The sequence below is a fragment of the Bradyrhizobium guangdongense genome (assembly GCF_006483445.1).
GTDB classification, from domain to species: domain Bacteria; phylum Pseudomonadota; class Alphaproteobacteria; order Rhizobiales; family Xanthobacteraceae; genus Bradyrhizobium; species Bradyrhizobium guangdongense_A.
This window is the reverse complement of the sequence record NZ_PPPT01000050.1, coordinates 1-24,954: the sequence shown is the minus strand read 5'-3', so window position 1 is coordinate 24,954 and position 24,954 is coordinate 1. Positions and strand designations below refer to the sequence as shown.

Annotated in this window: 26 protein-coding genes; 15 read left to right on the top strand and 11 right to left on the bottom strand. The window is 65.2% G+C overall.

Annotation, left to right across the window (positions count from 1 at the left end; genetic code table 11):
- Window positions 1–344 precede the first annotated feature (344 nt).
- From C2U70_RS07995 to C2U70_RS07980, 4 genes are all read left to right on the top strand, one after another.
- Window positions 345–551 (top strand): transcriptional regulator, encoded by a 207-nt coding sequence (locus C2U70_RS07995; RefSeq protein ID WP_140977459.1) that lies wholly within the window; start codon window positions 345–347, stop codon window positions 549–551.
- Window positions 552–821: 270 nt separating this feature from the next.
- The gene (locus C2U70_RS07990) at window positions 822–1,913 is read left to right on the top strand and encodes a hypothetical protein (RefSeq protein WP_140977458.1); all 1,092 of its coding nucleotides are present in this window, start codon (window positions 822–824) and stop codon (window positions 1,911–1,913) included.
- 96 nt (window positions 1,914–2,009) lie between these two features.
- Window positions 2,010–2,612, top strand: a complete 603-nt coding sequence (locus tag C2U70_RS07985; RefSeq protein ID WP_140977457.1) for a TetR/AcrR family transcriptional regulator — start codon at window positions 2,010–2,012, stop codon at window positions 2,610–2,612.
- Complete coding sequence (locus C2U70_RS07980; protein ID WP_140977456.1) at window positions 2,609–3,076, top strand: PaaI family thioesterase; 468 nt, start codon at window positions 2,609–2,611, stop codon at window positions 3,074–3,076. Before C2U70_RS07985 ends, C2U70_RS07980 begins: the two co-directional genes overlap by 4 nt.
- 36 nt (window positions 3,077–3,112) lie before the next feature.
- On the opposite strand, the gene rplI is transcribed toward C2U70_RS07980, so the two are convergent.
- The 4 genes from rplI to rpsF form a co-directional block, all read right to left on the bottom strand.
- Entirely contained in the window at window positions 3,113–3,718 is a 606-nt protein-coding gene (gene rplI, locus C2U70_RS07975; protein ID WP_140977455.1) for a 50S ribosomal protein L9, read from the bottom strand.
- Window positions 3,719–3,770: 52 nt separating this feature from the next.
- Window positions 3,771–4,742 carry a DUF2232 domain-containing protein gene (locus C2U70_RS07970; protein WP_140977454.1) on the bottom strand — a complete coding sequence of 324 codons (972 nt, stop codon included), beginning with the start codon at window positions 4,740–4,742 and terminating at the stop codon, window positions 3,771–3,773.
- Between the two features lie 138 nt (window positions 4,743–4,880).
- Window positions 4,881–5,120 carry a 30S ribosomal protein S18 gene (gene rpsR, locus C2U70_RS07965; protein WP_007592020.1) on the bottom strand — a complete coding sequence of 80 codons (240 nt, stop codon included), beginning with the start codon at window positions 5,118–5,120 and terminating at the stop codon, window positions 4,881–4,883.
- 5 nt (window positions 5,121–5,125) lie between these two features.
- Window positions 5,126–5,605, bottom strand: coding sequence for a 30S ribosomal protein S6 (gene rpsF, locus C2U70_RS07960; protein ID WP_140977453.1), 480 nt, complete (start codon window positions 5,603–5,605; stop codon window positions 5,126–5,128).
- A gap of 341 nt (window positions 5,606–5,946) precedes the next feature.
- On the opposite strand from rpsF, the gene C2U70_RS07955 reads away from it, so the two are divergent.
- From C2U70_RS07955 to gmk, 9 genes are all read left to right on the top strand, one after another.
- Window positions 5,947–6,645 carry a TetR/AcrR family transcriptional regulator C-terminal domain-containing protein gene (locus C2U70_RS07955; RefSeq protein ID WP_140977452.1) on the top strand — a complete coding sequence of 233 codons (699 nt, stop codon included), beginning with the start codon at window positions 5,947–5,949 and terminating at the stop codon, window positions 6,643–6,645.
- A 3-nt stretch (window positions 6,646–6,648) separates the two neighbouring features.
- The gene (locus C2U70_RS07950) at window positions 6,649–7,671 is read left to right on the top strand and encodes a fatty acid desaturase family protein (RefSeq protein ID WP_140977451.1); all 1,023 of its coding nucleotides are present in this window, start codon (window positions 6,649–6,651) and stop codon (window positions 7,669–7,671) included.
- A gap of 177 nt (window positions 7,672–7,848) precedes the next feature.
- Window positions 7,849–8,805 carry an ACP S-malonyltransferase gene (gene fabD / locus C2U70_RS07945; protein WP_140977450.1) on the top strand — a complete coding sequence of 319 codons (957 nt, stop codon included), beginning with the start codon at window positions 7,849–7,851 and terminating at the stop codon, window positions 8,803–8,805.
- Between the two features lie 11 nt (window positions 8,806–8,816).
- Entirely contained in the window at window positions 8,817–9,554 is a 738-nt protein-coding gene (gene fabG / locus C2U70_RS07940) for a 3-oxoacyl-[acyl-carrier-protein] reductase (RefSeq protein WP_140977449.1), read from the top strand.
- A gap of 298 nt (window positions 9,555–9,852) precedes the next feature.
- Window positions 9,853–10,092 (top strand): acyl carrier protein, encoded by a 240-nt coding sequence (locus tag C2U70_RS07935; RefSeq protein ID WP_008130699.1) that lies wholly within the window; start codon window positions 9,853–9,855, stop codon window positions 10,090–10,092.
- Window positions 10,093–10,195: 103 nt separating this feature from the next.
- Entirely contained in the window at window positions 10,196–11,461 is a 1,266-nt protein-coding gene (gene fabF / locus C2U70_RS07930) for a beta-ketoacyl-ACP synthase II (protein WP_140977448.1), read from the top strand.
- 123 nt (window positions 11,462–11,584) lie between these two features.
- Window positions 11,585–12,859 (top strand): endolytic transglycosylase MltG, encoded by a 1,275-nt coding sequence (mltG, locus tag C2U70_RS07925; RefSeq protein WP_140977447.1) that lies wholly within the window; start codon window positions 11,585–11,587, stop codon window positions 12,857–12,859.
- Window positions 12,860–13,086: 227 nt separating this feature from the next.
- The gene (locus C2U70_RS07920; protein WP_140977446.1) at window positions 13,087–13,974 is read left to right on the top strand and encodes a YicC/YloC family endoribonuclease; all 888 of its coding nucleotides are present in this window, start codon (window positions 13,087–13,089) and stop codon (window positions 13,972–13,974) included.
- 3 nt (window positions 13,975–13,977) lie between these two features.
- A complete protein-coding gene (gmk, locus tag C2U70_RS07915) occupies window positions 13,978–14,637 on the top strand; it encodes a guanylate kinase (RefSeq protein WP_140977445.1) in 660 nt (219 codons plus the stop codon).
- Here the strand turns inward: gmk and C2U70_RS07910 are convergent.
- From C2U70_RS07910 to C2U70_RS07895, 4 genes are all read right to left on the bottom strand, one after another.
- The gene (locus C2U70_RS07910; protein WP_186294128.1) at window positions 14,570–15,856 is read right to left on the bottom strand and encodes a hypothetical protein; all 1,287 of its coding nucleotides are present in this window, start codon (window positions 15,854–15,856) and stop codon (window positions 14,570–14,572) included. The two genes, gmk and C2U70_RS07910, sit on opposite strands and share 68 nt — an antisense overlap.
- A gap of 157 nt (window positions 15,857–16,013) precedes the next feature.
- Window positions 16,014–16,514 carry a hypothetical protein gene (locus C2U70_RS07905; protein ID WP_140977444.1) on the bottom strand — a complete coding sequence of 167 codons (501 nt, stop codon included), beginning with the start codon at window positions 16,512–16,514 and terminating at the stop codon, window positions 16,014–16,016.
- 36 nt (window positions 16,515–16,550) lie between these two features.
- Window positions 16,551–17,900, bottom strand: coding sequence for a caspase family protein (locus C2U70_RS07900; protein WP_140977443.1), 1,350 nt, complete (start codon window positions 17,898–17,900; stop codon window positions 16,551–16,553).
- Between the two features lie 344 nt (window positions 17,901–18,244).
- Window positions 18,245–20,596 carry an acyltransferase gene (locus C2U70_RS07895; protein ID WP_140977442.1) on the bottom strand — a complete coding sequence of 784 codons (2,352 nt, stop codon included), beginning with the start codon at window positions 20,594–20,596 and terminating at the stop codon, window positions 18,245–18,247.
- Window positions 20,597–20,936: 340 nt separating this feature from the next.
- Here C2U70_RS07895 and C2U70_RS07890 point away from each other — a divergent pair, with 340 nt between their 5' ends.
- Together C2U70_RS07890 and C2U70_RS07885 are read left to right on the top strand one after the other, a co-directional pair.
- Window positions 20,937–21,440, top strand: coding sequence for a helix-turn-helix domain-containing protein (locus C2U70_RS07890; protein WP_140977441.1), 504 nt, complete (start codon window positions 20,937–20,939; stop codon window positions 21,438–21,440).
- An 18-nt stretch (window positions 21,441–21,458) separates the two neighbouring features.
- The gene (locus C2U70_RS07885; protein WP_140977440.1) at window positions 21,459–22,250 is read left to right on the top strand and encodes a hypothetical protein; all 792 of its coding nucleotides are present in this window, start codon (window positions 21,459–21,461) and stop codon (window positions 22,248–22,250) included.
- A gap of 119 nt (window positions 22,251–22,369) precedes the next feature.
- On the opposite strand, the gene C2U70_RS07880 is transcribed toward C2U70_RS07885, so the two are convergent.
- The 3 genes from C2U70_RS07880 to pdxA form a co-directional block, all read right to left on the bottom strand.
- A complete protein-coding gene (locus C2U70_RS07880) occupies window positions 22,370–23,428 on the bottom strand; it encodes an alcohol dehydrogenase (protein WP_140977439.1) in 1,059 nt (352 codons plus the stop codon).
- A 36-nt stretch (window positions 23,429–23,464) separates the two neighbouring features.
- Window positions 23,465–24,319: a 16S rRNA (adenine(1518)-N(6)/adenine(1519)-N(6))-dimethyltransferase RsmA gene (gene rsmA / locus C2U70_RS07875; protein ID WP_140977438.1), complete on the bottom strand. Its 855-nt coding sequence runs from the start codon at window positions 24,317–24,319 to the stop codon at window positions 23,465–23,467.
- On the bottom strand, window positions 24,316–24,954 hold a 639-nt coding region (gene pdxA, locus C2U70_RS07870; protein WP_140977437.1), incomplete at its 5' end, for a 4-hydroxythreonine-4-phosphate dehydrogenase PdxA. The genes pdxA and rsmA, both read right to left, overlap by 4 nt.

Sequence of the window (24,954 nt, the reverse complement as noted above, 5' to 3'; positions counted from 1 at the left end):
CTAATATGTGGGCGCTCAGACCCATTTGAAGGCGCGCCGCTACGATCGCAGGCCGGCCTTCGGCTCCGGATTTCAGATGAGCAGAAGGTAGACCAGCGCAACCAGGGCAGCGCCGACGCCGCTGAGGATCAGGGCGTAGTCGGTGCGGAGGTCGTCCTGCACATCGAAGGAGGTTTGGGTCTTCTTGGTCATGGGCAGAGGTCTAGGACAAAGACGACCGGCCTAATGTGAAGCAGATCACAGACGTCAGTTTTCTTTGGGTTTCTTTTCGGCAGGAACAGACATGGCGTGCCGGGGGTTGCTCCCGGCAAACCGCCAAGAGGCGAGACAGGGCAGAGACGGCAATGCGGCAGGAACTCCGGACATGGCAAAGCGACGCAGGCAGCCGCCTATGGCTGTCGGCGCTGATCGCTGCCATGGAGGACACCGCCCGGCCCGAAATCCGCCGCCAAGCGGTTTCCGCCGACACCATGGCCCGGTTCCGGGCGCAGCTTGCCCTTCCGGCCTCGCACGGCCTCTACCAAGTCTCCGGCTCCGGCCTTCGCCACTAGAATTCGGGGCGCGGGCCCGGCGCGTTGCGCTGGTTGCGGCACAATCACACATCGCTGGTTCGGACTCGGGTGCGCGGTGCGTTCCGGCGGGTGCGACAACCTGTTCAGGCCCTGCTATTGCGCTGTGTTCAAAGCGGATATTCGCAAACCGCCGATCACAGGCTTGCGTCATGAGCGCGCTTCCATTCACAGCATAATCGGCTAAAAGGTGACCCGCCGCCGCCCCGACGCGCGGGCCGCGTGAACGGAAATTCAGTGGAGATGACGGGAATGTCGAGCCGAGCGCTCAGCCTCGCAACGGTGTTGCTTCTGATCGGCTTCGGCGCGGTCGATACCTCGCTGGCGCAGGCGCAAAACCTCGAGGCCGGCAAGTCCCCCTCCCAGATCTTCGCCCAGACCTGCAATGCCTGCCACAAGAGCCCGCGCGGCCTGTTGAAGACGGTAGCACCGGGCTCGCTGCCGGGCTTTCTGCGCCAGCACTACACGACGAGCTCCGACATGGCCGGCGTGCTGTCCTCTTACCTCGTCTCCAACGGCGCGACCGACACCCGCTACCAGGCGAAGGATGCCAAGGACGCGAGCAAGGGTGCCAAGGACAAGGAGAAGGAAGCCAATTCCAGCGCGACCCAGCAGTCACCCGAGCACGCCGGGCGCCGCCAACGTCCGGGCCAGGAAGCTGCAAAGCCTGAAGGTGAGGGCGCTGCTGCCGGTCAGAAGCGTGCGGCGCGACCCGCCGAGGACGGCGCGAAGGACGGCGCCAAGCCCGCCGAGGGCCAGGCAGCCAATGAGCGTGGGCCCGACGGTCGCAAGAAGAAGATGAGCAAGCGCGGCAAGCCTGACGCCGACGAGGCGCCGAAGGTCGATACGGCAAAGCCTGACACCGTGAAGGACACTCCGGCCACGACCGAGCCGGTGTCGGCTGACAAGAAGGACGAGCCCAAGACCGATCCCAAGACCGAACCGAAGAGCGAGACCGCGAAGGTCGACGGCTCCGGCGAAAAGTCCTCCGGCGACAAATCGTCCGGCGAGAAGCCGGCGGCGCAGGAGAGCAAGCCCGACACTGCTGCCAAGCCGGACAGCAAGCCCGACAGCAAGCCAGAGGCTGCGCCGTCGCAATCGGCCAAATCCGAACCGACCAAGACCGAGCCGGCCAACAATGGAACGCGGCCCGATCCGGTCCCGCAGGTGACGCCGGCCGCACCAGCAGCCGCAAAGCCGGCCGAGACGCCCGCCACGAGTGCAGGCAGCTCCGAACCAGCCCCGGCAAAGCCGCAGGAGGCGCCGCCTGCCGTCACCGCCACTGCGCCTCCGGCCCCGCCCGCGGCTCCAGCCGGCCCGCCGGCCCCGCCGATCTCGCAATAGGCTTCCGCAAGGGAACGAAGGCCGCGGCAACGCGGCCTTTTCGCTTCTTGACTGCGTTTAGAGTATTGCTCTAGAGTAATACTCCAGGAGGTGCCGATGTCGGCGACCGTGCGTGACGATCTGCTGGCGGCGGGGCTCGCGATCTTCGATCGCGTCGGTTTCGAGGGTGCCACCGTGGCTGCGATCCGGGAGCGGGCGCGTGCCTCCAATGGCAGCTTCTTCCACGTCTTCGCATCGAAGCAGGAGCTCGCGGGTGCGCTCTTCATCGAGGTGCTCGGCCACTATCACGCTGCGATCCTGGCTGCGCTCGAACCGGCACCGAGCGCGGAGGAGGGCATCGGCCGCCTGATCCGCGCACATCTCGGCTGGGTCGTGACCAGTCGCCGCGAGGCGCGCTATCTGTTCGAGATCTCGCGCAACGAATGGGCCGACGATGTCAGGGATGCCCAGCGTGCGCAGAATGCGCGGCTTGGCGAGGCCATCGAGCGCTGGCGCGCGCCGCTGATCGCGCGCGGAGACCTGTTGCCGATGACACCTGTCATGTTCATCAGCCAGATCATCGGGCCGGCGCAGGTGTTTTGCCGCGCCTATCTGTCGGGCCGCGACCGCACCGACCCGCGCAGCGAAGCCGACACGCTGATTGTCTGCGCCATCCGCGCGCTGGTGCCGGCCAACACCAAAAAAGGAGTGGCATCATGAGCACGGACACCGATCCCGGCTTTACCGAGATCGCCGAGCGCATTCACAGCAATGTCGGCCGGCAGGGTTTTATGAATCTGGTCGGCGCGGAGCTGTCGAAACTCGCGCGCGGCGAATGCACGATCGCCGTCGCGCGTAGGCCGGATCTGTTGCAGCAGCACGGCTTCTTCCATGGCGGCGTCACCGCCTTCCTGGTCGACAACGCGACCACGATCGCGGCGGCCACCTCGCGCGGCCAGCCGGCGCTGACGGCGGAGTACAAGCTCAATCTGTTGTCGCCCGCGGTCGGCGACAAACTGATCTGCCGGGCGCGGGTGATCAAGCCGGGACGTCAGGTCTCGGTCGTCGCGGCCGACGTGTTTTGCGTGACTGACGGCGTCGAGAAGCATACGGCGACGGCGCTCGCCTCGATCGCGATGCTGAACGAGGATGTGGCTGCGACAACGAAAAGCCCGGCCGCGTGAACGGCCGGGCCTTCCTCTAGCTTATGGACGAGAGCGTTACTTCTCGGTCGCTTCCGCGGCCGGGGCCGGCTGCACGTCGTCGTGCTGGGCTTCCGGATCGAAGAACTCGCCGGCAGCCGCAATCGCTTCGGCGGCCGCGTCGCGGTCCTCGTTGCGGGTCGAGATGTCCTCGCCGCGGTTGATGCGCTCGGCCTCGTCCTGGCTGCGCGCGACCGTGACGGTGACCTCGACCTCGACCTCGGGGTGAACCGCGACCGTGATGCTGTGCTTGCCGATGGTCTTGATCGGCGCGTCGAGCTGCACCTGCGGGCGGGACAGCGAGACGCCGTCGGCTTCGAACGCAACGACCACGTCGCGCACGGTGACCGAGCCGAAGAGCTGGCCGGCTTCCGAGGCCTGGCGGATCACGATGATGTTCTTGCCCTCGATCTTCTCGGCGACCTTGGAGGCCTCGCCCTTGGACGCGAGGTTGCGGGCCTCGAGCTCGGCCTTCATGCCGTCATACTTGGCGCGGTTGTCGGCGGTGGCGCGCAGCGCCTTGCCGCGCTTGAGCAGGAAGTTGCGGGCAAAGCCGTCGCGAACCTTCACGACTTCGCCCATCTGGCCGAGCTTGGACACGCGTTCCAGCAAAATGACTTCCATAATCGTTCTCCTTTTTGATGTGATGTGAGTTGGTTGGTTTTCGAAGTTGGACTTAAGGGGTCGGCAGCGGCGGCGGTTGCGACCGGTTGCGCAAGAAGCGTTCGCGGAAGCCGAACACGGCATCGGCAAGACCGAGGATCACCATCGCCAGCACCGGCCAGCCGAACACGGCGACCATCGCGTAGGTCGAGCCGAGCCAGAACGTGCGGCTTTTGAGCGCCAGCGTCAGCGTGTGCAGCACGGCGAAGCCGGTCAACGCATAGGCCAGCATCAGCGCGGTCGTGAGTATCTGCGCGACCATCGCGACGAGGCCGCTGGTGAAGCAGAGGGCGATGGCGACGCACAGCACCGCCAGCGTCATCGGCGGCAGCTCGGCCCGCATCATGTCGGGCCACGGGCGGCGCAGCTTGCCCGAGGTCGCCGTCACCTTGGCGCTGAGCCAGAGATTGAGCGTCAGCGTCATCATCGACACGATCGTGGCCGCGGCCGGCGCGATCTTCACCAGCGCGTCGATGAACTGATCGGTCTCGCCGGTGATCGGGGACTCGCTGGCCCTGAGGATGCGCAGGAGGCCGCGACGCAAGGTGCCGATGATGCTGTCCGCGTCGGTGCCGAGCGTCAGCAGCGCGGCCATCGTCGTCAGCGTGGCAAAGCCGGCGATCCAGAGCAGGATGCGGCCGAGCGGATACCATTCGATCGCGGGCTCGGCAGACGCATTGCCGTTGGCCGGCGCGTCCACGGGACGGCCGAGCAGCACGAGATGACCGAGCCACCAGGCCGGCAGCGCGATGGTCACGGCAAAGGCGATGCAATAGGGCAGGCCGAACAGCAGACCCAGGCCGATCGCGGCGGCAATACCACCGAAACTAGCGACGAGCGGGCCCCAGCCGATCGCAGCCACCATCAGCGGCAGCGGTGCGAGATAGAACAGGACGAGCGAGATCAGCGCGCCCGACACGATCGAGGCGAACATCAGGGCCGACGCAGCGCCGGCGATCAGGGCTATGAGTCCAAATACCATCATCAGCTGTCCCGCTCCCTTCGAGCGGTTAGAGGCTCTTTAGCCCCAACCATCGGCGACCGGACGACCCGGAAGCCTTATGAGTTCAAGTTCGTTCGAGAGTTCGATCGGCGGCGCAAACGCCGCCGATCGGGATTCGTATCAGCGGATCACGTAGGGCAGGAGGCCCAGGAAGCGCGCGCGCTTGATGGCGCGGGCGAGCTCACGCTGCTTCTTGGCGGAGACGGCCGTGATGCGGCTCGGCACGATCTTGCCGCGCTCGGAGACGTAACGCATCAGCAGCTTGGAATCCTTGTAGTCGATCTTCGGAGCATTCGCGCCCGTGAACGGGCAGCTCTTGCGACGACGGAAAAACGGACGGCGGGCGCCAGCTTCAGCCATTGTTCTTACTCCTGGTCCGCAGGGGTTTCAGCATCTTCGCGGGGACGGCGCGGGCCGCGATCACCGCGGTCGCCACGGAAGCCGCCTTCGCGGTCGCCGCGGAAGCCGCCCTCACGCTCGCCGCGGAAGCCGCCGCCGCGATCGTCACGCTCGCGATCGCGATCCGACTTGCGCATCATCGCCGACGGGCCTTCCTCGAGCTCCTCGACGCGGGTGCTGAGATAGCGGATCACGTCTTCGCTGATGCGCTCCTGGCGCTCGATCTCGGCGATCGCCGCGGACGGCGCGTCGATATTGAGCAGCACGAAGTGCGCCTTGCGGTTCTTGTTCATGCGGTAGGTGAGGGAGCGAACGCCCCAATTCTCGGTCTTGGTGACCTTGCCGCCGAGACCTTCGACGATACCGGTCATCTGCGCAGTCAGCTCTTCGACCTGCTGCGGGCTCGCGTCCTGGCGCGCGAGGAAGACATGCTCATAAAGAGGCATGATGGTCCTTTCCTAGTGTTAGCGCATCACCCGGCGTCAAGCCCTTCGAGGCCTTCGGAAAGGACTCGGACTAAGCTCAGAAGGCGGAAGCACGGGACGACGGGCCGACTGGCCCTGCCACATCAAAATCAAACGAGTGAATTTGCTGAGACCGTCCGTTCAGCTCCCGGCCGGGATCTGCGGATGGGCGCCTTATACGGATTTTGGCTGGGTTGGCAAGGTTTCGGGGCCGGATTTTGACCCGGGTGTCTCCGGGGCGCTCCAGACCCGGCCAACGGTCGGAAAGTACCATCTTGCGCTATTTGTTTGTATGACATACAAATAGCGCAAGGGAGGGCCCCATGGCGGCCAAGACGATCCAGGTCCCGTTGGAAGGGCAGGCCGGCGATCCCAAGCACGCGGCCCGCGCCACGCGCTCGGCCGGGCGCAAAATGCGTTCCTTGCTGCTCGATGCTGCCAGCCCGATGTTCAAGGAGAGGGGTCTCGCCGGGACCTCGATTTCCGACATCGCGACCGCGGCCGACGCGTTCCCGAGCCAGATCACCTATTACTTCCGCACCAAGGAGGCGCTGTTCGTCGAATGCGCCTGCCGTGACCTTCTCTATCTCGCCCGCACGACGGAGCAGGCAGCGCTGAAGGCGCACACGCCGCGTGACTACACCCACGCGCTTGCGGAAACCGTGACGGCAACCGATTCTGTGGCCTTCTTCGCCGAGGCCCTCACGCTGACACGGCGACGGCCCGATCTCGCGCCGCTGGTCGAGCGCACCATCGAGCGGCTGCACAGCGAAGGCGCGCGCGCCTATGCGAGCCAGGTCGAGCGCCACGGCTGGCGATCCCTGCGCGCGCCCGACGAGAGCTCGCGGCGGTTCTGGGCGGTGGCGATCGGCGTCATCCTCGAAGGCTACGCCATGGGCCGGTCGGGCGAGCAATTATGCGGCGAGATGCTGCGCGTGCTGGGTGACCAGGCCCGAGCCGACACTGACGGCGCGCGGCTTCGTCTTGCATCGACATCAACGCCATCGGACGGGGAGAGCTGAGCCATGACCGCGCTTCGCATGCGAGCCCGCGATTTCCTGAGCGAGGACGAACTCGTCACCGTGCGCGAGCGCGTGACCTGGAAGGGTATCGCCCTGATCGTCCATGCCTGGGCGCTGATAGCAGGCGCGATTGCGCTGGTGGCGTGGTGGCCCAATCCGCTGACCTATCTGCTCGCGGTCGGGATCATCGGCTCGCGCCAACTCGGCCTTGCGATCCTCATGCATGACGGCGCGCATGGCTGCCTGTCAGCGAACGAGAACACCAATCTCACCTTGAGCCAGTGGTTCTGCGCCTACCCGGTGTTTGCAGAGACGCGCGCCTATCGCCGCTATCATCTGCAGCACCACGCGCGCACGCAGCAGGAGGACGATCCCGACCTCATTCTGTCGGCGCCGTTCCCGATCACCCAGTTGAGCTATCGCCGCAAATTCATTCGCGATCTCACCGGTCAGACCGGCTATCAGCAGCGCAAGGCGCAACTGCTCAACGCGCTCGGGCCGAAGGATTGGCCGCTGGCGCAACGTGCCGTGCATTTCTGGCAGAAGCTCGGACCGCAATGCGTCGTCAACGCGATTCTGTTCGCCGCGCTGGCGGCGGCCGGCGTGTGGTGGGCTTATCCGCTGCTCTGGCTGGTGCCGCTGCTGACCTGGCATATGGTGATCACGCGCATCCGCAACATCGCCGAGCACGCCGTCGTGCCTGATAGCCACGATCCCCTGCGCAACACCCGGACCACGCACGCCAACTTTCTCGAGCGGCTGTTCATCGCGCCTTACTACGTGAACTACCATCTCGAGCATCATCTGCTGTTCTACATCCCCTGTTACAACCTGCCGCGCGTGCACCGCATTCTCTCAAGGACACATGCGGGGCGGATGGAGGTGCAGCCGAACTATCTGGCCGTGCTGCGGCTTGCGACCGCCAAGCCGAACCAGGACGACCGTCCCGGCCAGTTGGCAAGCAGCGCCCGTCGCGCGCGGGCGGGAGTTCAGGTCGGTGCCGACCAAAAGGCGGGCGGGTTTTAGTCCACACCAGCCGCTTCCGAACCCCATCCAGGTAAGGGCCGCGGCTTGACATCCCGGCCCCGGTCAGTGTCTTACGGCCCCCTCAAGAGCATTTTGTGGAACCAGGGCTCGCGCCGGGCGTAAAAGCGGCTGGCGGGTTTCGAGACCGGTTCAGCTCAACCAAGCCAGGGAGCGCCGATGACGGCAGCATTCACATTTCCGGGGCAGGGGTCCCAGGCCGTCGGCATGGGCAAGGCCCTGGCCGACGCATTTCCCGCTGCGCGTGCGGTGTTCGATGAGGTCGATTCGGCGCTCGGTGAGAAGCTGACGGCTGTGATCTGGGACGGCCCGGCCGAGACCCTCCAGCTCACCCAGAACGCCCAGCCGGCGCTGATGGCGGTCTCGCTCGCAACCCTGCGCGTGCTCGAGACCGAGGCCGGTTTTTCCGTGGGGCGGGATGCGGCGTTCGTTGCCGGACACTCGCTTGGCGAGTATTCGGCGCTGGCTGCGGCCGGCAGCCTGACCATATCAGATACCGCGCGCCTCTTACGCACCCGCGGCCTTGCGATGCAGAAGGCGGTGCCGGTCGGTGCCGGCGCCATGGCCGCACTGCTCGGCCTCGACTACGAGGCGGCGATGGACGTCGCCCGGGAAGCAGCCCAAGGCCAGGTTTGCCAGGCGGCCAATGACAATGGCGGTGGCCAGGTGGTCGTCTCCGGCGACAAGGACGCGGTTGATCGCGCCGTCGAAATCGCCAAGACCAAGGGCGCCAAGCGCGCGATGCTGCTGCCGGTGTCCGCACCGTTCCATTGCAAGCTGATGCAGCCGGCCGCCGACGCGATGGCGGAGGCGCTGGCGAAGGTCACGATCAAGGCGCCCGCATCGCCGCTGGTGTCGAACGTGCTGGCGAGCGCGATCAATGATCCTGACGAGATCCGCCGCCGTCTGGTCGAACAGGTCACGGGCACCGTGCGTTGGCGGGAGTCGGTTGCCTATATGGCCGGGCAGGGCGTGACGCGCTTCCTGGAGATCGGCGCGGGCAAGGTGCTCACGGGCCTCGTCAAGCGCATCGCTGACGGCGCCGTCGGTGTTGCCGTCGGCGGTCCGAACGATATTGCCGCCGCAAAGGATGCATTGGCCGCTTCGAAGGCCTGAAGGAGTTTTCAATGTTCGATCTGACTGGCAAGAAGGCGCTCGTCACCGGCGCGACCGGCGGCATCGGCGGCGCGATCGCGTCTGCCTTGCACGCGCAGGGCGCCACGGTTTCGATTTCCGGCACGCGCAAGGAAGTCCTGGACGAGCTCGCCGGTAAGCTTGGCGAGCGCGTGCACGTGCTGCCCTGCAACCTGTCCAAGGCCGATGAGGTCGAGGCGCTGGTGCCATCAGCCGAAGCCGCGATGGGCCAGGTCGACATCCTCATCGCCAATGCCGGCATCACCCGCGACAATCTCTTTGTGCAGCTGCGCGACGAGGACTGGGAAGAAGTCATCAACGTCAACCTGACATCGACCTTCCGCCTGGCGCGCGCCGCGACAAAACTGATGATGCGCAAGCGCTTCGGCCGCATCATCGCCATCACCTCGGTGGTCGGCGTTACCGGTAACCCGGGGCAGGGCAACTATACCGCGTCGAAGGCAGGCTTGATCGGCATGATCAAGACGCTGGGTGCCGAATACGCCAAGCGCGGCGTCACCGCGAACTGCATCGCGCCCGGCTTCATCAAGACGCCGATGACCGATGCGCTCAACGACAAGCAGCGCGAGACGATCCTGACCAAGGTTCCGGCCGCCCGGCTGGGGACCCCGGAGGATATTGCGGCTGCGGCCGTCTATCTGAGCTCGAACGAAGCAGCCTATGTCACGGGACAGACGATTCACGTGAACGGCGGAATGGCGATGATCTGAACCGTCCCGCCGGGGGCGGGCCGGATGCGGCAAACAGCCGTTTCCGGAGCGAATTGAGGCGTGTAGTCAAGGCAGTTGAAGTGTGATAACCGGACCTGCAACGGATGGGCAAAGAACGCCATTGCAGGTTTTGGAAACCCTGTATATTGGCGGTGCGGAGCCTTGGCCGTCGTTCGCCGGGCCCCGCATCGGCTAGGATGGGGCCAAATCAAAGTTCGTACGCAAAGGCAGTTTAACGACCTCGACGGCTCGTATCGTCCCGGGGGGTCGGGTCAAGGGAACAACACGAGGTTAAGCGATGAGTGACATTGGCGAGCGGGTTAAGAAGATCGTGGTCGAACACCTTGGTGTTGAGCCCGAGAAGGTTGTCGACGCTGCGAGCTTCATCGACGACCTCGGCGCCGACAGTCTGGACACCGTCGAACTGGTGATGGCGTTCGAAGAGGAATTCGGTTGCGAGATTCCGGACGACGCGGCGGAGACGATTCTCACCGTCGGCGACGCCACGAAGTTTCTCGAGAAGAACGCGAAGAGCTAAGGCTCTCATTTCGCGGCACAACATGGAAACCGGACGGACCGCAGGAACGCGGTCCACCGGTTTCTTGTTATTCTGCCGCGAATTTTTGAACCGGAGTTGAGGTATGAGGCGTGTTGTCGTCACGGGCCTCGGCATGGTGTCGCCGCTTGCATGCGGCGTCGAGCCGACCTGGAAGCGCATCCTCAATGGCGAGAGCGGTGCACGCAAGATCGAGACGTTCGACGTTTCCGATCTGCAGACCAAGATCGCCTGCAACGTGCCGCGCGGCGACGGTTCCAACGATACATTCAACGCCGATCAGTGGATGGAGCCGAAGGACCAGCGCAAGGTCGACGACTTCATCATCTACGCGATGGGCGCCGCGACGCAGGCGCTCAACGACGCCAACTGGCACCCTGAAAGCGAAGAGGACAAATGCGCGACCGGCACCCTGATCGGGTCCGGCATCGGCGGCCTCAACGGCATCGCGGAGACCGCGATCCTGCTCAAGGAACGCGGACCGCGTCGCGTCTCGCCGTTCTTCATTCCGGGCCGTCTGATCAATCTTGCCTCCGGCTACGTCTCGATCGAGCACGGGCTGAAAGGGCCGAACCATTCGGTGGTGACGGCCTGTTCGACCGGCGCGCATGCGATCGGTGACGCGGCTCGTCTGATCGCGCTCGGCGATGCCGACGTGATGGTGGCGGGCGGCGCGGAATCGCCGATCAGCCGCATCGGCATTGCCGGCTTCAACGCTGCGCGCGCGCTGTCGACCGGTTTCAACGAGACGCCCGAGAAGGCCTCGCGTCCCTACGACAAGGACCGCGACGGTTTTGTGATGGGCGAGGGCGCCGGTGTCGTGGTGCTCGAGGAGCTCGATCACGCCAGGCGCCGCGGCGCCAAGATCTACGCCGAGGTGATCGGCTACGGCCTGTCGGGCGATGCCTATCACATCACCTCACCGTCGCCCGACGGCGACGGCGGCTTCCGCAGCATGTCGGCCGCGCTCAAGCGTGCGGGCCTGACGGCGTCCGATCTCGACTACATCAACGCGCACGGCACCTCGACGCCGCTCGGCGACGAGATCGAGCTCGGCGCGGTGGAGCGGCTGCTCGGCAATGCGGCCTCCAAGGTCGCGATGTCCTCGACCAAATCCTCGACCGGGCACTTGCTGGGTGCGGCCGGCGCGATCGAGGCGATTTTCGCGATTCTTGCGATTCGCGATAACATCGTGCCGCCGACCATCAACCTGGACAATCCATCGGTCGAAACGGCGATCGATCTCGTGCCGCACGCGGCCAAGAAGCGCGAGGTCAACGTGGCGTTGTCGAATTCTTTCGGATTTGGCGGTACCAATGCTTCGGTGATCGTCCGGCGCCTGGCCAACTAGCTTGCGCTTGCAACGAATCCACCGTTTTGCCTTATTCGGCGATAGTCATAGTCGTGGGCGTGCATTTGGCAGGGCAGGTAATTGTCAGGCCGCAATTGAACCGGCAGGATTCAGGTTGCTTCGATGAGTGAAAGGCCGCCCATTTCGCCCCGGAGTCCGCGTGCTGCGCTGGAGCCCGAGCAGGTGCCCCCGCCGCCGAAGCGGTCGGACCGCGCGCGCAATCCCTTTGTCGTGGTCGGCAACGCCATCATCACGATTCTGCTGATTGCGATGCTGGGTGCCGGCGCCACCTATTATTACGGCCGGCAGATCCTGGAGACGGCAGGCCCGCTGCAGGAAGACAAGATCGTCAACATTCCCTCGCGCGCGGGAAAACGCGACATCGCCGACACCCTGAACAAGGAAGGCGTTACCGACGTCAATCCCTGGGTGTTCATCGCCGCCGTGTTTGCGCTGAAGGCGAGCTCGGACCTCAAGCCGGGCGAATATTCGTTCCAGAAGCATGCATCCTTGCGCGACGTCGTCGCCACCATCGTCGAGGGCAAGGTGGTGCAGCATGCGGTCACGATTCCGGAAGGCCTGACCTCCGAGCAGATCGTGGCGCGGCTGACCGACAACGACATCTTCACCGGCAGCGTCCGTGAAGTGCCGCGCGAGGGCACGCTGTTGCCGGAGACCTACAAGTTCCCGCGTGGAACGACGCGCGAGCAGGTGATCCAGCGCATGCAGCAGACGCACAAGCGCGTGCTCACCGAAATCTGGGAGCGCCGCAGCCAGGATATCCCGATCAAGTCGCCTGAGCAGTTGGTCACGCTCGCCTCGATCGTCGAGAAGGAGACCGGCAAGCCCGACGAGCGCAGCCGCGTCGCCGCCGTCTTCACCAACCGGTTGAAGCAGAAAATCAAGCTGCAGTCCGATCCGACCATCATCTACGGCCTGGTCGGCGGCAAGGGGACGCTCGGACGTCCGATCAAGCGCAGCGAGATCACCCAGCCGTCGCCATACAACACCTATGTGATCGAGGGCCTGCCGCCGGGTCCGATCTCCAATCCCGGCCGCGCCTCGCTGGAAGCCGCCGCCAACCCGGCCCGCACCCGCGACCTGTATTTCGTCGCCGACGGCACCGGCGGCCATTCGTTTACGGAAACCTACGACGCGCACCAGAAGAACGTCGCCAAGCTGCGCGCGATGGAGAAGCAGATCCAGAACGACACCGTGGAGCCCGCCGACGACGCGCAGGCACCCGCCGCAGCAGCCCCGGCGGACAATGCGCCCACGGCGACGACCAAGCCGACCCAGCAGAAGAAGCCGCCAGCGGCGCGGCCCGCCACCAATCCACCCGCGCCGGCGGCCCGCCAGGGCGCCGTGCAAACCACGCCGCCGGTGGTCCAGCGCTAGAGCGTTTTCCAGCGAAGTGGAAACCGGTTCGCGACAAGAAAACGCGTCAAAAACAAGAATCTAGAGCTGCGTTCCGATTTCATCGGAACGGCACTCTAGATCCGCAAGAGCCGGAAATGCGTGGCGGCCCGCGGGTTTTCGCGGATTCCACTTTCCTGCAAAATAGTCTTAAGTTTCACGTGGCCTGATGGCCCCGCGAATCTCATCTGTCCGGAGAAGCTCACCCGATGGCGTTGTCGTCCATGACCGGCTTTGCCCGAAGCCACGGTGCGAGCGGGCCTTACACGTTCGAATGGGAGTTGAAGTCGGTCAACGCCAAGGGTTTTGACCTGCGCGTGCGGCTGCCGCAGGGCTTTGACGAGGTCGAGGCCCACGCCAAGAAGCGCGCCGGCGAAGTGCTGTCGCGCGGCACCGTCTACGCCAATCTCAACGTCAAGCGCGCCAATGCGGCCGCGACCGTGCGCATCAACGAGGACGTGCTCAACGCCGTGCTCAAGGTCGCGACCCAGCTCTCCGGCAAGATCGACGCGGTGGCGCCGAGCATCGACGGCCTGTTGTCGATCAAGGGTGTGATCGAGGTGGCCGAGCCCGAGAGCAACGAGGACGAGGACAAGGCGGCGCGCGCCGCCGTCGCCGATGCCTTCGACACGGCGCTCGCCGAGCTCGTCGAGATGCGCAAGCGCGAGGGCACCTCGCTCGGGCAAATCCTCACCCAGCGCGTCAGCGAGATCGAGGGACTGGCCAAGCAGGCTGAGGCCTCGCCGGGCCGCAAGCCGGAGGCGATCCGGGCGCGCCTCGCAGAGCAGATCGCAACGCTGCTCGATGCCTCCGATCGCTTCGACGCCGACCGCATCACCCAGGAAGCGCTGATGATGGCGACCAAGGCCGATATCCGCGAGGAGCTCGATCGCATCGCCTCGCACGTAGCCCAAGCGCGCGAACTGATCGGCAAGGGTGGTCCGATCGGCCGCAAGCTCGATTTCCTGGCGCAGGAGTTTCATCGCGAGGTCAACACCTGCTGCTCGAAGTCGAACGACATCGAGCTGACCAACACGGGGCTTGCCATGAAGAACGTGGTCGAGCAGTTCCGCGAGCAGGTCCAGAACCTGGAGTGATCGATGACGGCAGGCGGTCACGGATTTGACGGGGTCGAGCGGCGCGGATTGATGTTCGTGCTGTCGTCGCCTTCAGGCGCGGGCAAGACAACGCTGTCGCGGATGCTGCTCGAGCGGGAGCCCGGCCTGAAGATGTCGGTGTCGGCGACCACGCGCCAGATGCGACCGGGAGAGGTCGAAGGGCGCGACTATTTCTTCGTCATCAAGAGCAGGTTCGAGTCGATGGTGGAGCAGGGCGAACTGCTCGAATGGGCCACCGTGTTCGACAATCTCTACGGGACCCCGCGTGCGCCGGTGGAGGCGGCCCTGTCGGCCGGGCAGGACGTGCTGTTCGACATCGACTGGCAGGGCACGCAGCAACTGCACCAGAAGGCGAGCGTCGACGTGGTTCGCGTCTTCATCCTGCCGCCGTCAGCCGCCGATCTCGAGAAGCGGCTGCATTCGCGGGCGCAGGATTCCGACGAGGTCATCCGCAAGCGGATGAGCCGCGCCAGCCACGAGATGAGCCACTGGGCCGAGTACGACTACATCGTGATCAACCACGACGTCGACCAGGCCTTCGCCGAGGTGCAATCGATCCTGAAGGCCGAGCGCCTCAAGCGCGAGCGGCGCGTTGGACTGGTTGGCTTCGTGCGAAACCTTCAGAGCCAGTTGCAAAGCTAGGCTCAAGGCTAGGCTCGAGGTTGACGGGCTCGGGATCGGGCGTGCGGAGCCGCGGTCCTTCCTTTGCCAGCCGTTCCAGGATTTCGGTGATGATGTCGATGTCGACTGCATCGGCATCGGTTTCTTCCGGCTCGGTCTGCGCGTCGGCCGTCTCGACGTCGGTCTCCGGCTGAGTTTCGGGCTCCGGTTGCGCTTCGTCGCGCGCGAGCACCGCCGTCTCCATCTTGTCCATCGCGAGCAGGTCGCTTTCGGCAGGGTGGATCTCATCCAGCATGTGAGTGTCGGTCACCTCGGCGACGGGCGCGACATCGCGCTTCCGTTCGGGGAGCGCGAAGGAGAAATCGAGCGGCTGCGGTTGCGGGCGTTGCGGGCGCGGGGCAGCGGCCAAAGCTGCTTCGGCCCACGGCGCGCGGGCGTTGTCGGCCGGCGCTTCCCAATTGTCCCAATTGATGCGGCGGCGCGTGCCGTCATGTGGCTGAACGCGGACGCGCGAGCCGGAGAAGCGATAGACCGCGCTGCCGAGAATGCCGGCGAGTGCGAGCGCGCCGCCGATCACGAGCAGCAGCGTCTGCAGCGAGCCGGTCGGCTTGTCGGCCGTCGGCGCTTCGGCCGCTGCCAGCGTCACAGGCGCCGTAGCAGCGGGCGCGGTCGCGGGCTTTGGCACAGGGCGCGTGTCAGCGGTTTTAGTCGCGGGGGCCGCGGGCTGGGCGGCGGGGGCCGCTGCGGCGGTGGCATCGGGCCAGCGCGCGCTGAGCGCGGACTGGTCCGCGCTGCCGGCCGGAGCGCTCGCGCGCGGATTGACGACGGGCTGGGATGCGGTCGCAGTCGGCGCGGCGATCGATGCCGTGGTGTCCGGTGCGGCGGTGCCTTGCGGCGTCGGCCACTCGGCGCGTGCATCCTGCACCGCGCGCGAGGTGGGCGCATCGTCCTTCTGCGAAGGAGCTGTCGACTGCGCGCTCTGCACCGTCTTCGCGCCCTCCGCGCGCAAATACCAGCACTGCCGCTTGGTGCCACGCTCGATGCGATAGTACCAATGCTGGCCCTCGGGCGCCGTCTTCTTCGGCGACGCAAGGCAATCGTCGGCGGCACTGGCTGCACTTGGCGCCGAACTCGATGCGGCCGGTGCGCTCGGCGCGTTCTGCGACACCGCGGACAGCGGCACGCCCGCCAGCAGGCTGGCGAAAAGTGCGGATATGAACTTTGCGGTGCGGTTGCCCATCCTGGTCTCCCGGTTACGCCTTACGCAACACGTTACGGGAGCCAATCTCGTCAAAGACTTGGGTGGCAATGAGCCCCAAATCCGGAAAGGATGAGGCTTAAATCAGGCCTGCCCTCCGATAGTTCCGCCGCGAAAGCTGCAAAATTTTCGCGCGCGATTATTGCTTGGTCGCGGTCCAGGTTCCCGGGCAGCCGTCGGATCGCTTGAAGGTTCCGGAACCGGTGCGGCCAGACAGCCGGCCGGAGCTCGTGAAGGTGACGCCATCGCCCCGGCCAAACGTGCTTACGCTCCCGCTCGGGCTGACGGTGCCGGTCACGCCTTCAGCGATCAGCTTGCCCGAGGAGACGACGACTGCACCGCTCACGGTGCCGCCGCAACCCATGCTGACGACGACCCATGCGCCGTCAAAACCGCCGCCGCCTCCGCCGCCGCTGCTTTGCCGCGACGACGAGCGCCGGTCATCTGCGGCTGGCTTGCTTTTGCGTGACGAGGAGGAGGGCGCGGGATCGGCCGAGCGGTCCTGGCGCGAGCCGGACATGGCCTTGTCCTCGTTGCCGATCGAGCCGCCGGCGCTGCCGGATTGGGCCAACCCAAGGTTCGGTGCAAGGCAGGTGGAGAGCACGAGGGAGGACACGGCAATAGCGCGACGAAGGGGCATGAAGATATCCAGCGATGAAATTCCAACAATCAACGATCAGCGGCCGGAACCGTCGGCGCAGACGGCCCCGATAATGCGGCAAGATTTCCCGGCCTTGTTGCACTCGTCAAGCGCGACCTCCTTGGCCCGCTGCACCGTGTCGCGCGCAACCAGCGACCAGGACTTGTCTGAGATGGCGAACGCGCCGCAGCGGCCGCCATAGAAGGAGAGCTCGATCGGACATTTGGCGCTGCCGCAATTGCCGCGCGCATCCGCCACCGCCGCGCGCCGCGAGGCGTGATTCCAGGACATGCCCCATTTGTCGTTGTCGGGCCCGTAGACGATCGAGCCCCAGGGCTTGAGATCGTCCATCTTGCGCATGCGCATCAAGAGGCCCTCGGTGGCTTCACCGGTCGGCGCCATCGCGATTTTCTCCTGAAGCTTTGTGATCGCGCGCGTCAGGTCGCTGCGGCCGTCAGGCGTCTCGGGGTCGAAATTGAGCTCGTAGAGCCGATCGCTGAGCTCGCTAAGCAGCGCGGGATCCTTCAGGGGGGCGCGATCCGGATCGGGCCGCAGGCCCGTAGCAGGCTGTGCGACGGCCGCGACCTGCGGGCCCGTGCCCTGTGCTGCCGGCGGCACGAAATAGAACGTGCCGTCGATCGGCGAGGACGACACCCAGGGCTGCTGCGCGCCCGATGTCGCCCGCTTCACCGCGAGCCCGACCTGGTTGAAGGTCTGGAAAATGTCGAGGCCGGACTGCTTGATCGTGGTCGCCAGCGCCTTGGTATAGGGGCTGTGGCCGTCCATGCCGTCCTGCGCGACGTTGCCGGGCTGCGTGGCATAGGAGATCAGCGTGCCCTCGGGCGCGCGCATCTGCGCCAGCCCGCCGTCGGAGGCGCGCAGGCCGCGCGCGCCAAACGGGTTGTTGCGGCAGGCATCGAGGATCACGAGGTTGAGCCGCGTGCCCGAGCCCTGCATCTGCCGCAGCACCAGATTGACGTCGGTCATCTGGAAGTCGACGTCGGCCTCGCGCGTCGGATTGGCGCCGACCGGCACCAGATAGTTCGAGCCCGCGACCTGCACGCCATGGCCGGCATAGAAGAACAGCGCGACGTCGGCGCCCTGGACTTGCCGGCCAAAGCTCTGCACCGCGCCGTCCATCGCGCCCTTGTCGAGATCGAGCTGCGCGCGTCCGCCGACCAGCGTGAAGCCGAGGGCGGACAGCGTCTCCGCCATCAGCGCAGCGTCCTTGCTCGGATTGTCGAGCGGGGTGATGTTCTTGTAGGCGGAGTTGCCGACCACGAGCGCAACGCGCTTTTCGGCGGCGGCGGGCAGGGCAGACGAAGTGATCGCGGCGAGCGCAAGCGCCGCCCACGTCACGATGCGGCCCAACAGCCCCTTGCGCATCGAATCCCCCGAAACCGACAACGGCCAATATAGCAGCAGGGAGCTTGGCGAAAAGCAGTGCGACAAACTGTGCTGTCGGTCACACCGCGTCAGCGACCCACCGTCCCGGTCCGCGCGGCAATCGCAATACGCCGGCTCAGTGGGCGGGACGATGCGAACCATACATCCGATTTGCCGGCAATGCAAGAAATTTCTCTTTTTACGAAATCGAGGCCGGCGTAGAAAACAACCCCATGCACAGTAGGATCGGGCCGCGTCTCGGCGTTGGCCGAGACGACTGCTTTGGTCGAGAAAGCCGCGCCATCGCGAGGCCTTACGCTTGGCCGCCTCGTCCAGCGCACACCTTATCGCATTCCTCCTACCATCGCGGTCAATCGCTTGATCTCGGCAAGGTTCGCGGCTGCGGCCGAACGAACGCAATCGGAATCCCCTTCCGAGCCTTCGACGCCGAGCTGCTTGCGAATTTCCTCCCGAGCGCCGGGAGAGAGTGACCACCCGAGCGGGATCTTGACCTTGCACGGCCTCAGCTCGAGGCGGATTTGATCAATCTTGACACAACCGTCCGGCCCGCCGTTGCGGCAGCCCAGGCCGTACCGGTGGCCGGCGACAGCCCGATCCGTCGCCAGACGCGCCTGATCCGCACGTGCTTCGCGCGTTCCGATAAACGCGCGGATCGGAGACATGATCTCTCCCAGCCACTGGGACGGGGGCTTCGGCCTGGACCCCTCGACGGTGTCATAGTTCGTGGTTGCGGCGCCGTTCTCGATGCGGACCAGCACCACGCGTACGGCCTTGTGCACTGATTTGGCGCCGCGCGCCATGTGTTCGACCAGGTCCAACGCCGTCGAGAGGCCGGAGTTCTCGAAGTAACCTCCGTCGACCAGACGCCATTTTGGGCCCGGACACGGCAACGTCGCGGCGGGCGTGATGATCGGAAATCGCGCACTGGCGAGCGCAGCGCCAAGCAGCGTGGGATCTCGCCCCGGAGCGATATCGCTCATGGTCAGCAGTCGATTGCGCTCGGCGACGGATTGCGTTTCGAGATCGAGTGGCGAAAGACAACCTGCTTGTGTGACGTCGGCTTGCAGCCCGAAGCGGAGATGGCTCACGGCGACCCTGCGGCCGCTGGTGACGTCCGTGCTCAGCAGGATGAGCGCGGGCCGATCTCCCGTCGGGCCGGGCCAGGACTTCGAAAACATCATGTCACGAAGGCGCGTCGCATCATCGGGACGCATCGATCGCCACGCCAGGTCCAGCCGCCATCCGAGATATGAAGCACGGTCGGTGGCCGAGACCCAGGGCCTCTGTAGTTCGTCCAGCTTGCCTTCACCGTTCGTGAGCCAAAAACTGCTCGGCCAGAGCCGCATCGGCAAATCGGCGATCAGGAGTCCTCTGACGACCGGTCGCAGCAAATCGGTGCCGGCCGCGAAAATAGGTGCCGAGCTCTGGTCGTCAAAGCCTTCGATACCTTCGCAGCTGTTGTCCGCTGGCACACCGGCGGGATTCGCGCTCGACAGCGCCGCCCCGAGGCTGCCGCCCGAGACGCCGATGGTCGCGAAGTGACGGTGCGCGAAGGCCGGGCATCGGCTGCGAAGGGCCTCCAGTGCGACAGCCGTCATGTACGCGGCGCGCGCGCCGCCTCCTTCGCTGACGACGACAACCGCCGTCGCATGAACCGCGTCAAACCTTTTCAGCCAGTCGGCGAAGGCCTCCGACGCCGCTGGCGGCGCGTCGCGCGAGCGCGCGAACGGCAGTTCGTGATTGTCGTTGAGATCCAGGACGGACAGCAGCAGAGCGACGATCAGTAGAATGGCGACGATCGGAACGGAGGTCCATCTTTTTTGCAGCAGCTGAAATGCCTGCGCAAGCGCAACCAGAAAGCCAAGCCAGCCTGCGACGAGTACGCTGGGTATCACATCCCAGGAAACTTCATACATGCCGACGATCATGATGATCCCGACAAGTAGCGGGAAGTAGAACAATAAAAACCCGAAAACGATATACCTCGTTTCAGGACTCCACCCGGTATCCGGCAGAAAGTAGTCCGGTAGCGGCGCTCGCGTCGCGATGGCTTTGAACCCGTCCTTCAGTTTGACCAGGCAGACGAAGAACGCCACGCTGACAAAATATCCCGGAAGATCGAGATAGCCACCAAATCGAGGCGTGCGGGACACGTCACCAGCCAATGACCAGGCGCACATCACGGCTCCCAGCGGTAAAATCGTCAGAAGTGTAAACAGAAATTTTTGCGGTCCGGTCAAATCTGATTGCGACTCTGGATTTATCGCCACGAATGCTTTTCCCAACAGCGTCGAATTGAAAAAGAATATGAAGACCGCAAGGAGAAACATGTCTCCGAGCTGCGGAAACGTGTCCTCCTGTATGATCGAACGCATGGCTTCAACGCCTTGGTCGGACAGCATCAGTCCAAGGAATATGACTGCGGCCAGAAGGGGCGCGACAAAGAAACGAAAGTCTCGTCTCAGCTTCAGGAAGAGCCAGAGCACGACGGCTACCAGCGACGCCGTGTTGACGAGAACGAACCAGGGAGAAAGAGATTCACAGTATCGCGCCGCCAGTCCCGCCACGGCGACAACGAGAATGACCCGATAGCGCTTGACGATATCAACCCACCAAAAAAACTTTCGGGCTATCTTGACGGTCAATGTATCCGAAGGCTCGACATGCGGTTCCATAGCGTGCCGTCCCATCAATCGAAATGAGGCACGCACAGTATCGGCGGCCATCGATGTCCGAGCAAGCCGCCAGTTGGTTGTTGCAAGGGTCCTCAACCAAAAGTTGAAGCAGGTAGGGTGGATCGGTGACTGCATAATGGCGCGCCACGATTTCGCTAATCTGCCTTACGGAAACAGTGCACGCGGTCACGCAGGGTACGGGCAAAAGTAGCAAGCAAGCCCAGCTGGCAACGCAAAGTGGAACCATCGGCCGCGTGTCCCGTGGCGCGAATTGCCTATGCGGAGTTCGCGCAATCGTTGTAAACTCCCCGCTATGATGTCGTTTTGACGGAGCATGGCCATGCCTCTCCAAAATCATCCCGACGCCTCCACTTCCGCCGAAGCATCGACCTGGACCGCGGCTGGCGACGAGTTCGTTCTTCTCGACACCGTTCAGCCGCCAGCCCGCATCGAGATGGCGCGCGAGCGCATGCTGCTGAGCCGGCTCTACCTCGGCCTGATCCGCAGTATCAACGACGACTATGGCGCGGAGTTCGTCAAGCAGAACGACAGCGCCACGTTCCGCACCATCGGCATCTATCTTTTCCTGCGCACCGCCATGTGCTCGCCGGTGCGCGCGACCACGATTGCGCAGGGCCTGAGGATCCCGCGCGCAACCGTGTTGCGGCGGCTGGAGGAGATGATCAAGCAGGGCTATGTCGAACGCATCGGCAATGCCTATCGGGTGACCGACAAGGTCAACATTCCTGATCTCCAGCTGCGTCTCCAGCAGCGGATCGACATGATCCTGGAGACAGCCCGCGAACTGTCGAAGCTGAGGGACGCCGGCGGCGCCGCGCATTGAGCGCGGCTGAACCGGGACGTGGTTTCCGCCGACCAAACCGGCATGCGTCTGCCCATTCTTGTCTTGCAGCTCCTCGTCGCCTCCGCGAGCGTGTTCAACGTGATCCGTTTCCGGCTCGACAACCTCCTGGTCGAGAGGGGGGCGGAGTTTGACCGTCTGGCCCTCGCAGGGCTGGCCGGGGCTGCCCTATCGACGGCCGCCGTGCTCGTTCTCTGCTGGCGCGTGACGGCCCTATCTCTGCCGCGTGCGGGACTTGCGCTCGTGCTGATCGGGTTGACGGCTCTCTCCGGTGTCGCGCCCGGGATGATCGAATCCCGCATCAGGGCCGGGGAGCATGCCACGCGCGAGGTCGAACATCAGCAGCGGGAAGACGCATTCGCGCGCGAGCTCGCGCAGTGGACCGCTGAAATCGACAGGCGCACGGCCATGGCACAGCCGCTCGAACCCGCGCAAGCCTGGTCGTTTGTCGATTGCATCGCCAGTGCCGGTTATCGGGACCAGGGAGCCAATCCTCCCAGCGCGCAGGCCCTCGAGCTTATGCGCAGGGCGCTTGCGGCCGGCCTGATCGACGTCAATGCGGCCGTGCAGGGGCGCCGGCCCGCGGATCGGGCGCCGCGGCCGCTGTTCCTGCAGTTCTACGCGGAGCGCGTCGCGCCGGTGCGCAACGTGCTGGCGCGGCAGGATTGGGAGATCATGCGCCTGCTCGCGGCTGGTGGCGCCGATCTCGCGTTGCCTGACGCCGCACCGCTTGTCGCGGACCTCGCGAAGACCGTGGTGCCAGGGCCGTCGCGGTTCGTCAGCTTGAAATAGCCTGGGTTTACGTAGCCCGGATGGAGCGCAGCGCAATCCGGGTCTCAGGTCGCTTGTGGCATGATCCCGGATTTCGCTTGCGCTCCATCCGGGCTACAAACTGCGGATGCAGCCTCGCCTCAGTTCTTCAGCACGATGCGCCCGACGACCTTGCCGGCGCGCAGCTCCTCGATCCATTTCTGGACGTCGGCCATCGGCTCCTCGCGCATCGGGGTCGGCTTGATCTTGCCGGCGCGCGCGAGGCCCATCAGCTCGTGGGCCTCCGTGAGCGTGCCGACCATAAAACCTTCGACGGTGAGGCGCTTGTAGATCCATTGCACCATCGGCAGCGTGAACTGGCCGCCCATCAGGCCCGACACCACGACCTTGCCGCCGCGGGCGGCGACCGCGACTGCGAAGGCCATCGACTTCTCGTTGCCGGCGAAATCGACGACCTCGTCGAAGCCGCCGTCGGTCTCCTTCAGGATGCGGCGGATCACTTCGGGCTCGGTCGGATCGTAGGCGTTGGCAGCGCCGTTCTTCAGCGCCGTCTCGCGCGCGGCCGGGCTGAGATCGGCGACCGTGATCGGCTGCTTGAACATGGCCTGCGCGAACGACAGGCCCATCATGCCGACGCCACCGAGCCCGATCAGCAGCAGATTGCGCTGGCGCGGACGGTCGACCAGGCGCTTGAGCGCGCCATAGGCGGTGACGCCCGAGCACATCAGGGTCGCGGCCTGATTGACGGGCAGGGGATCGTATTCGAGCAGGTACTTTGCGTCGGGCACCAGCACATGGGTGGCAAAGCCGCCGTCGATGGAGACGCCGAGGAAGCGCTGCTTGGCGCAAAGATTCTCGTCGCCATTTGCGCAGTCCCGGCATTTGCCGCAGCCGATCCAGGGAAACACCGCGCGCTTGGCGCCGACGAGGCCGGCCTCAATGTCGGAGCCTACCTCTTCCACGACGCCGGCGATCTCGTGGCCGAGCGTGAAGGGCAGCGTCATGCCGCGCGTGGTGTCGAGCTTCTTGCCGCCGCCGAGATCGGCATAGCCGTCCTGGATGTGCAGGTCGGAGTGGCAGAGGCCACAGCGCTCGATGCGCACCAGCACCTCGGCGCCTACCGGCTTCGGTGTGTCGACGATGGTCTCGCACAGCGGCGCATCGAACTTCACCAGGGACTGCCGACGCATCATCGCCATTTTTTCTTCCTCCGGAATTACTTCGTGTGGCTTGTTTTAGCCTTCGCGCCGTATATCCGCCAATTCACGCGCCATGGCAACAAAGCCGGAGACCGGAATGGTCTCGGCGCGCCGCGTCGCATCGACGCCGGCGGCTTGCGCCAATCGCGCCGGATCGGCCTGCAGCGATTTGAGGCTCTGCCGCAGCATCTTTCTGCGTTGGCCGAAGGCTGCGGCGGCGACCTGTTCGAGCAGCCGGCGATCGCAAGGTTCGGGCGCGGCGCGCGGCACGAGGCGCACGACTGATGATGTTACCTTCGGCGGTGGCACGAACGCGGACGGCGAGATGTCGAACAGGATTTTCGTCTCGGCACGCCAATTGGCGAGCACGCCGAGGCGGCCATAGGCCTCGTCATTCTCACGCGCCACGATGCGCTCGGCGACCTCGCGCTGGAACATCAGCACCATCATCTCGTACCAGGGCGGCCAGGGCTCGAGAGTGAGCCAGCCGATCAGGAGCTGCGTTCCGATGTTGTAGGGCAGGTTGGCGACGATTTTTGCGCGTGCGCCGCCGAGCAGCGGGCGCGGATCAAACGTCATGGCGTCGCCATGCACGATGTCCAGCCGACCCGGATAGCGCGCGGAAATATCCTGCAACGCCGGGATCGCGCGCTCGTCATGCTCGATGGCGATGACGCGCCCCGCGCCCAGTGCGAGCAGCGCGCGGGTCAGGCCGCCCGGACCGGGTCCGATCTCGATGATGGTCGCGTCTTCGAGCGGAGCCGCCGCGCGCGCGATGCGCGCGGTCAGATTGAGATCGAGCAGAAAATTCTGGCCCAGCGATTTGCGCGCCGACAAAGCATGCTGACGGATGATCTCGCGCAGCGGCGGGAGGTCGTCGATCGCGCTCATGCGGGTTTTGTGCCGGCCATACGGCTGGCTAGCTCCAGCGCGGCGACGAGGCTCGCGGGATTGGCCTTTCCGGTGCCGGCGATGTCGAAGGCGGTGCCGTGATCCGGCGAGGTCCGGATGAAGGGCAGCCCGAGCGTGACGTTGACGGCTTCGTCGAAGGCCAGCGTCTTGATGGGGATCAGCGCCTGATCGTGATACATGCAGACCGCGCAGTCATAGGTTTTTCGCGCGGCGTCGTGGAACATGGTGTCGGCGGGCAGCGGGCCGCGGGCATCGATGCCTTCGCCGCGCAGCAGCCTGATCGCGGGCGCCACGATTGTCTGCTCCTCATGGCCGAGCGAGCCGTCCTCGCCGGCATGCGGATTGAGACCGGAGATCGCGACGCGCGGTCTTGCGATGCCAAAATGCGCGCGCAGCTCGGCCGCGACGATGCGCACCGTCGAGACGATCAGCTCGGACGACAATTGCGCCAGCGCATCGCGCAAAGACAGGTGGATCGTCACGGGCACCACGGCGAGCGCGGGCGACCACAGCATCATCACCGGCTGCGGAACGCGGCCGTCGCGCGCGGCGAGTTCCGCGAGAAATTCGGTGTGGCCGGGCCGGCTTCCGCCATCCCGGCCACACCGAATTTC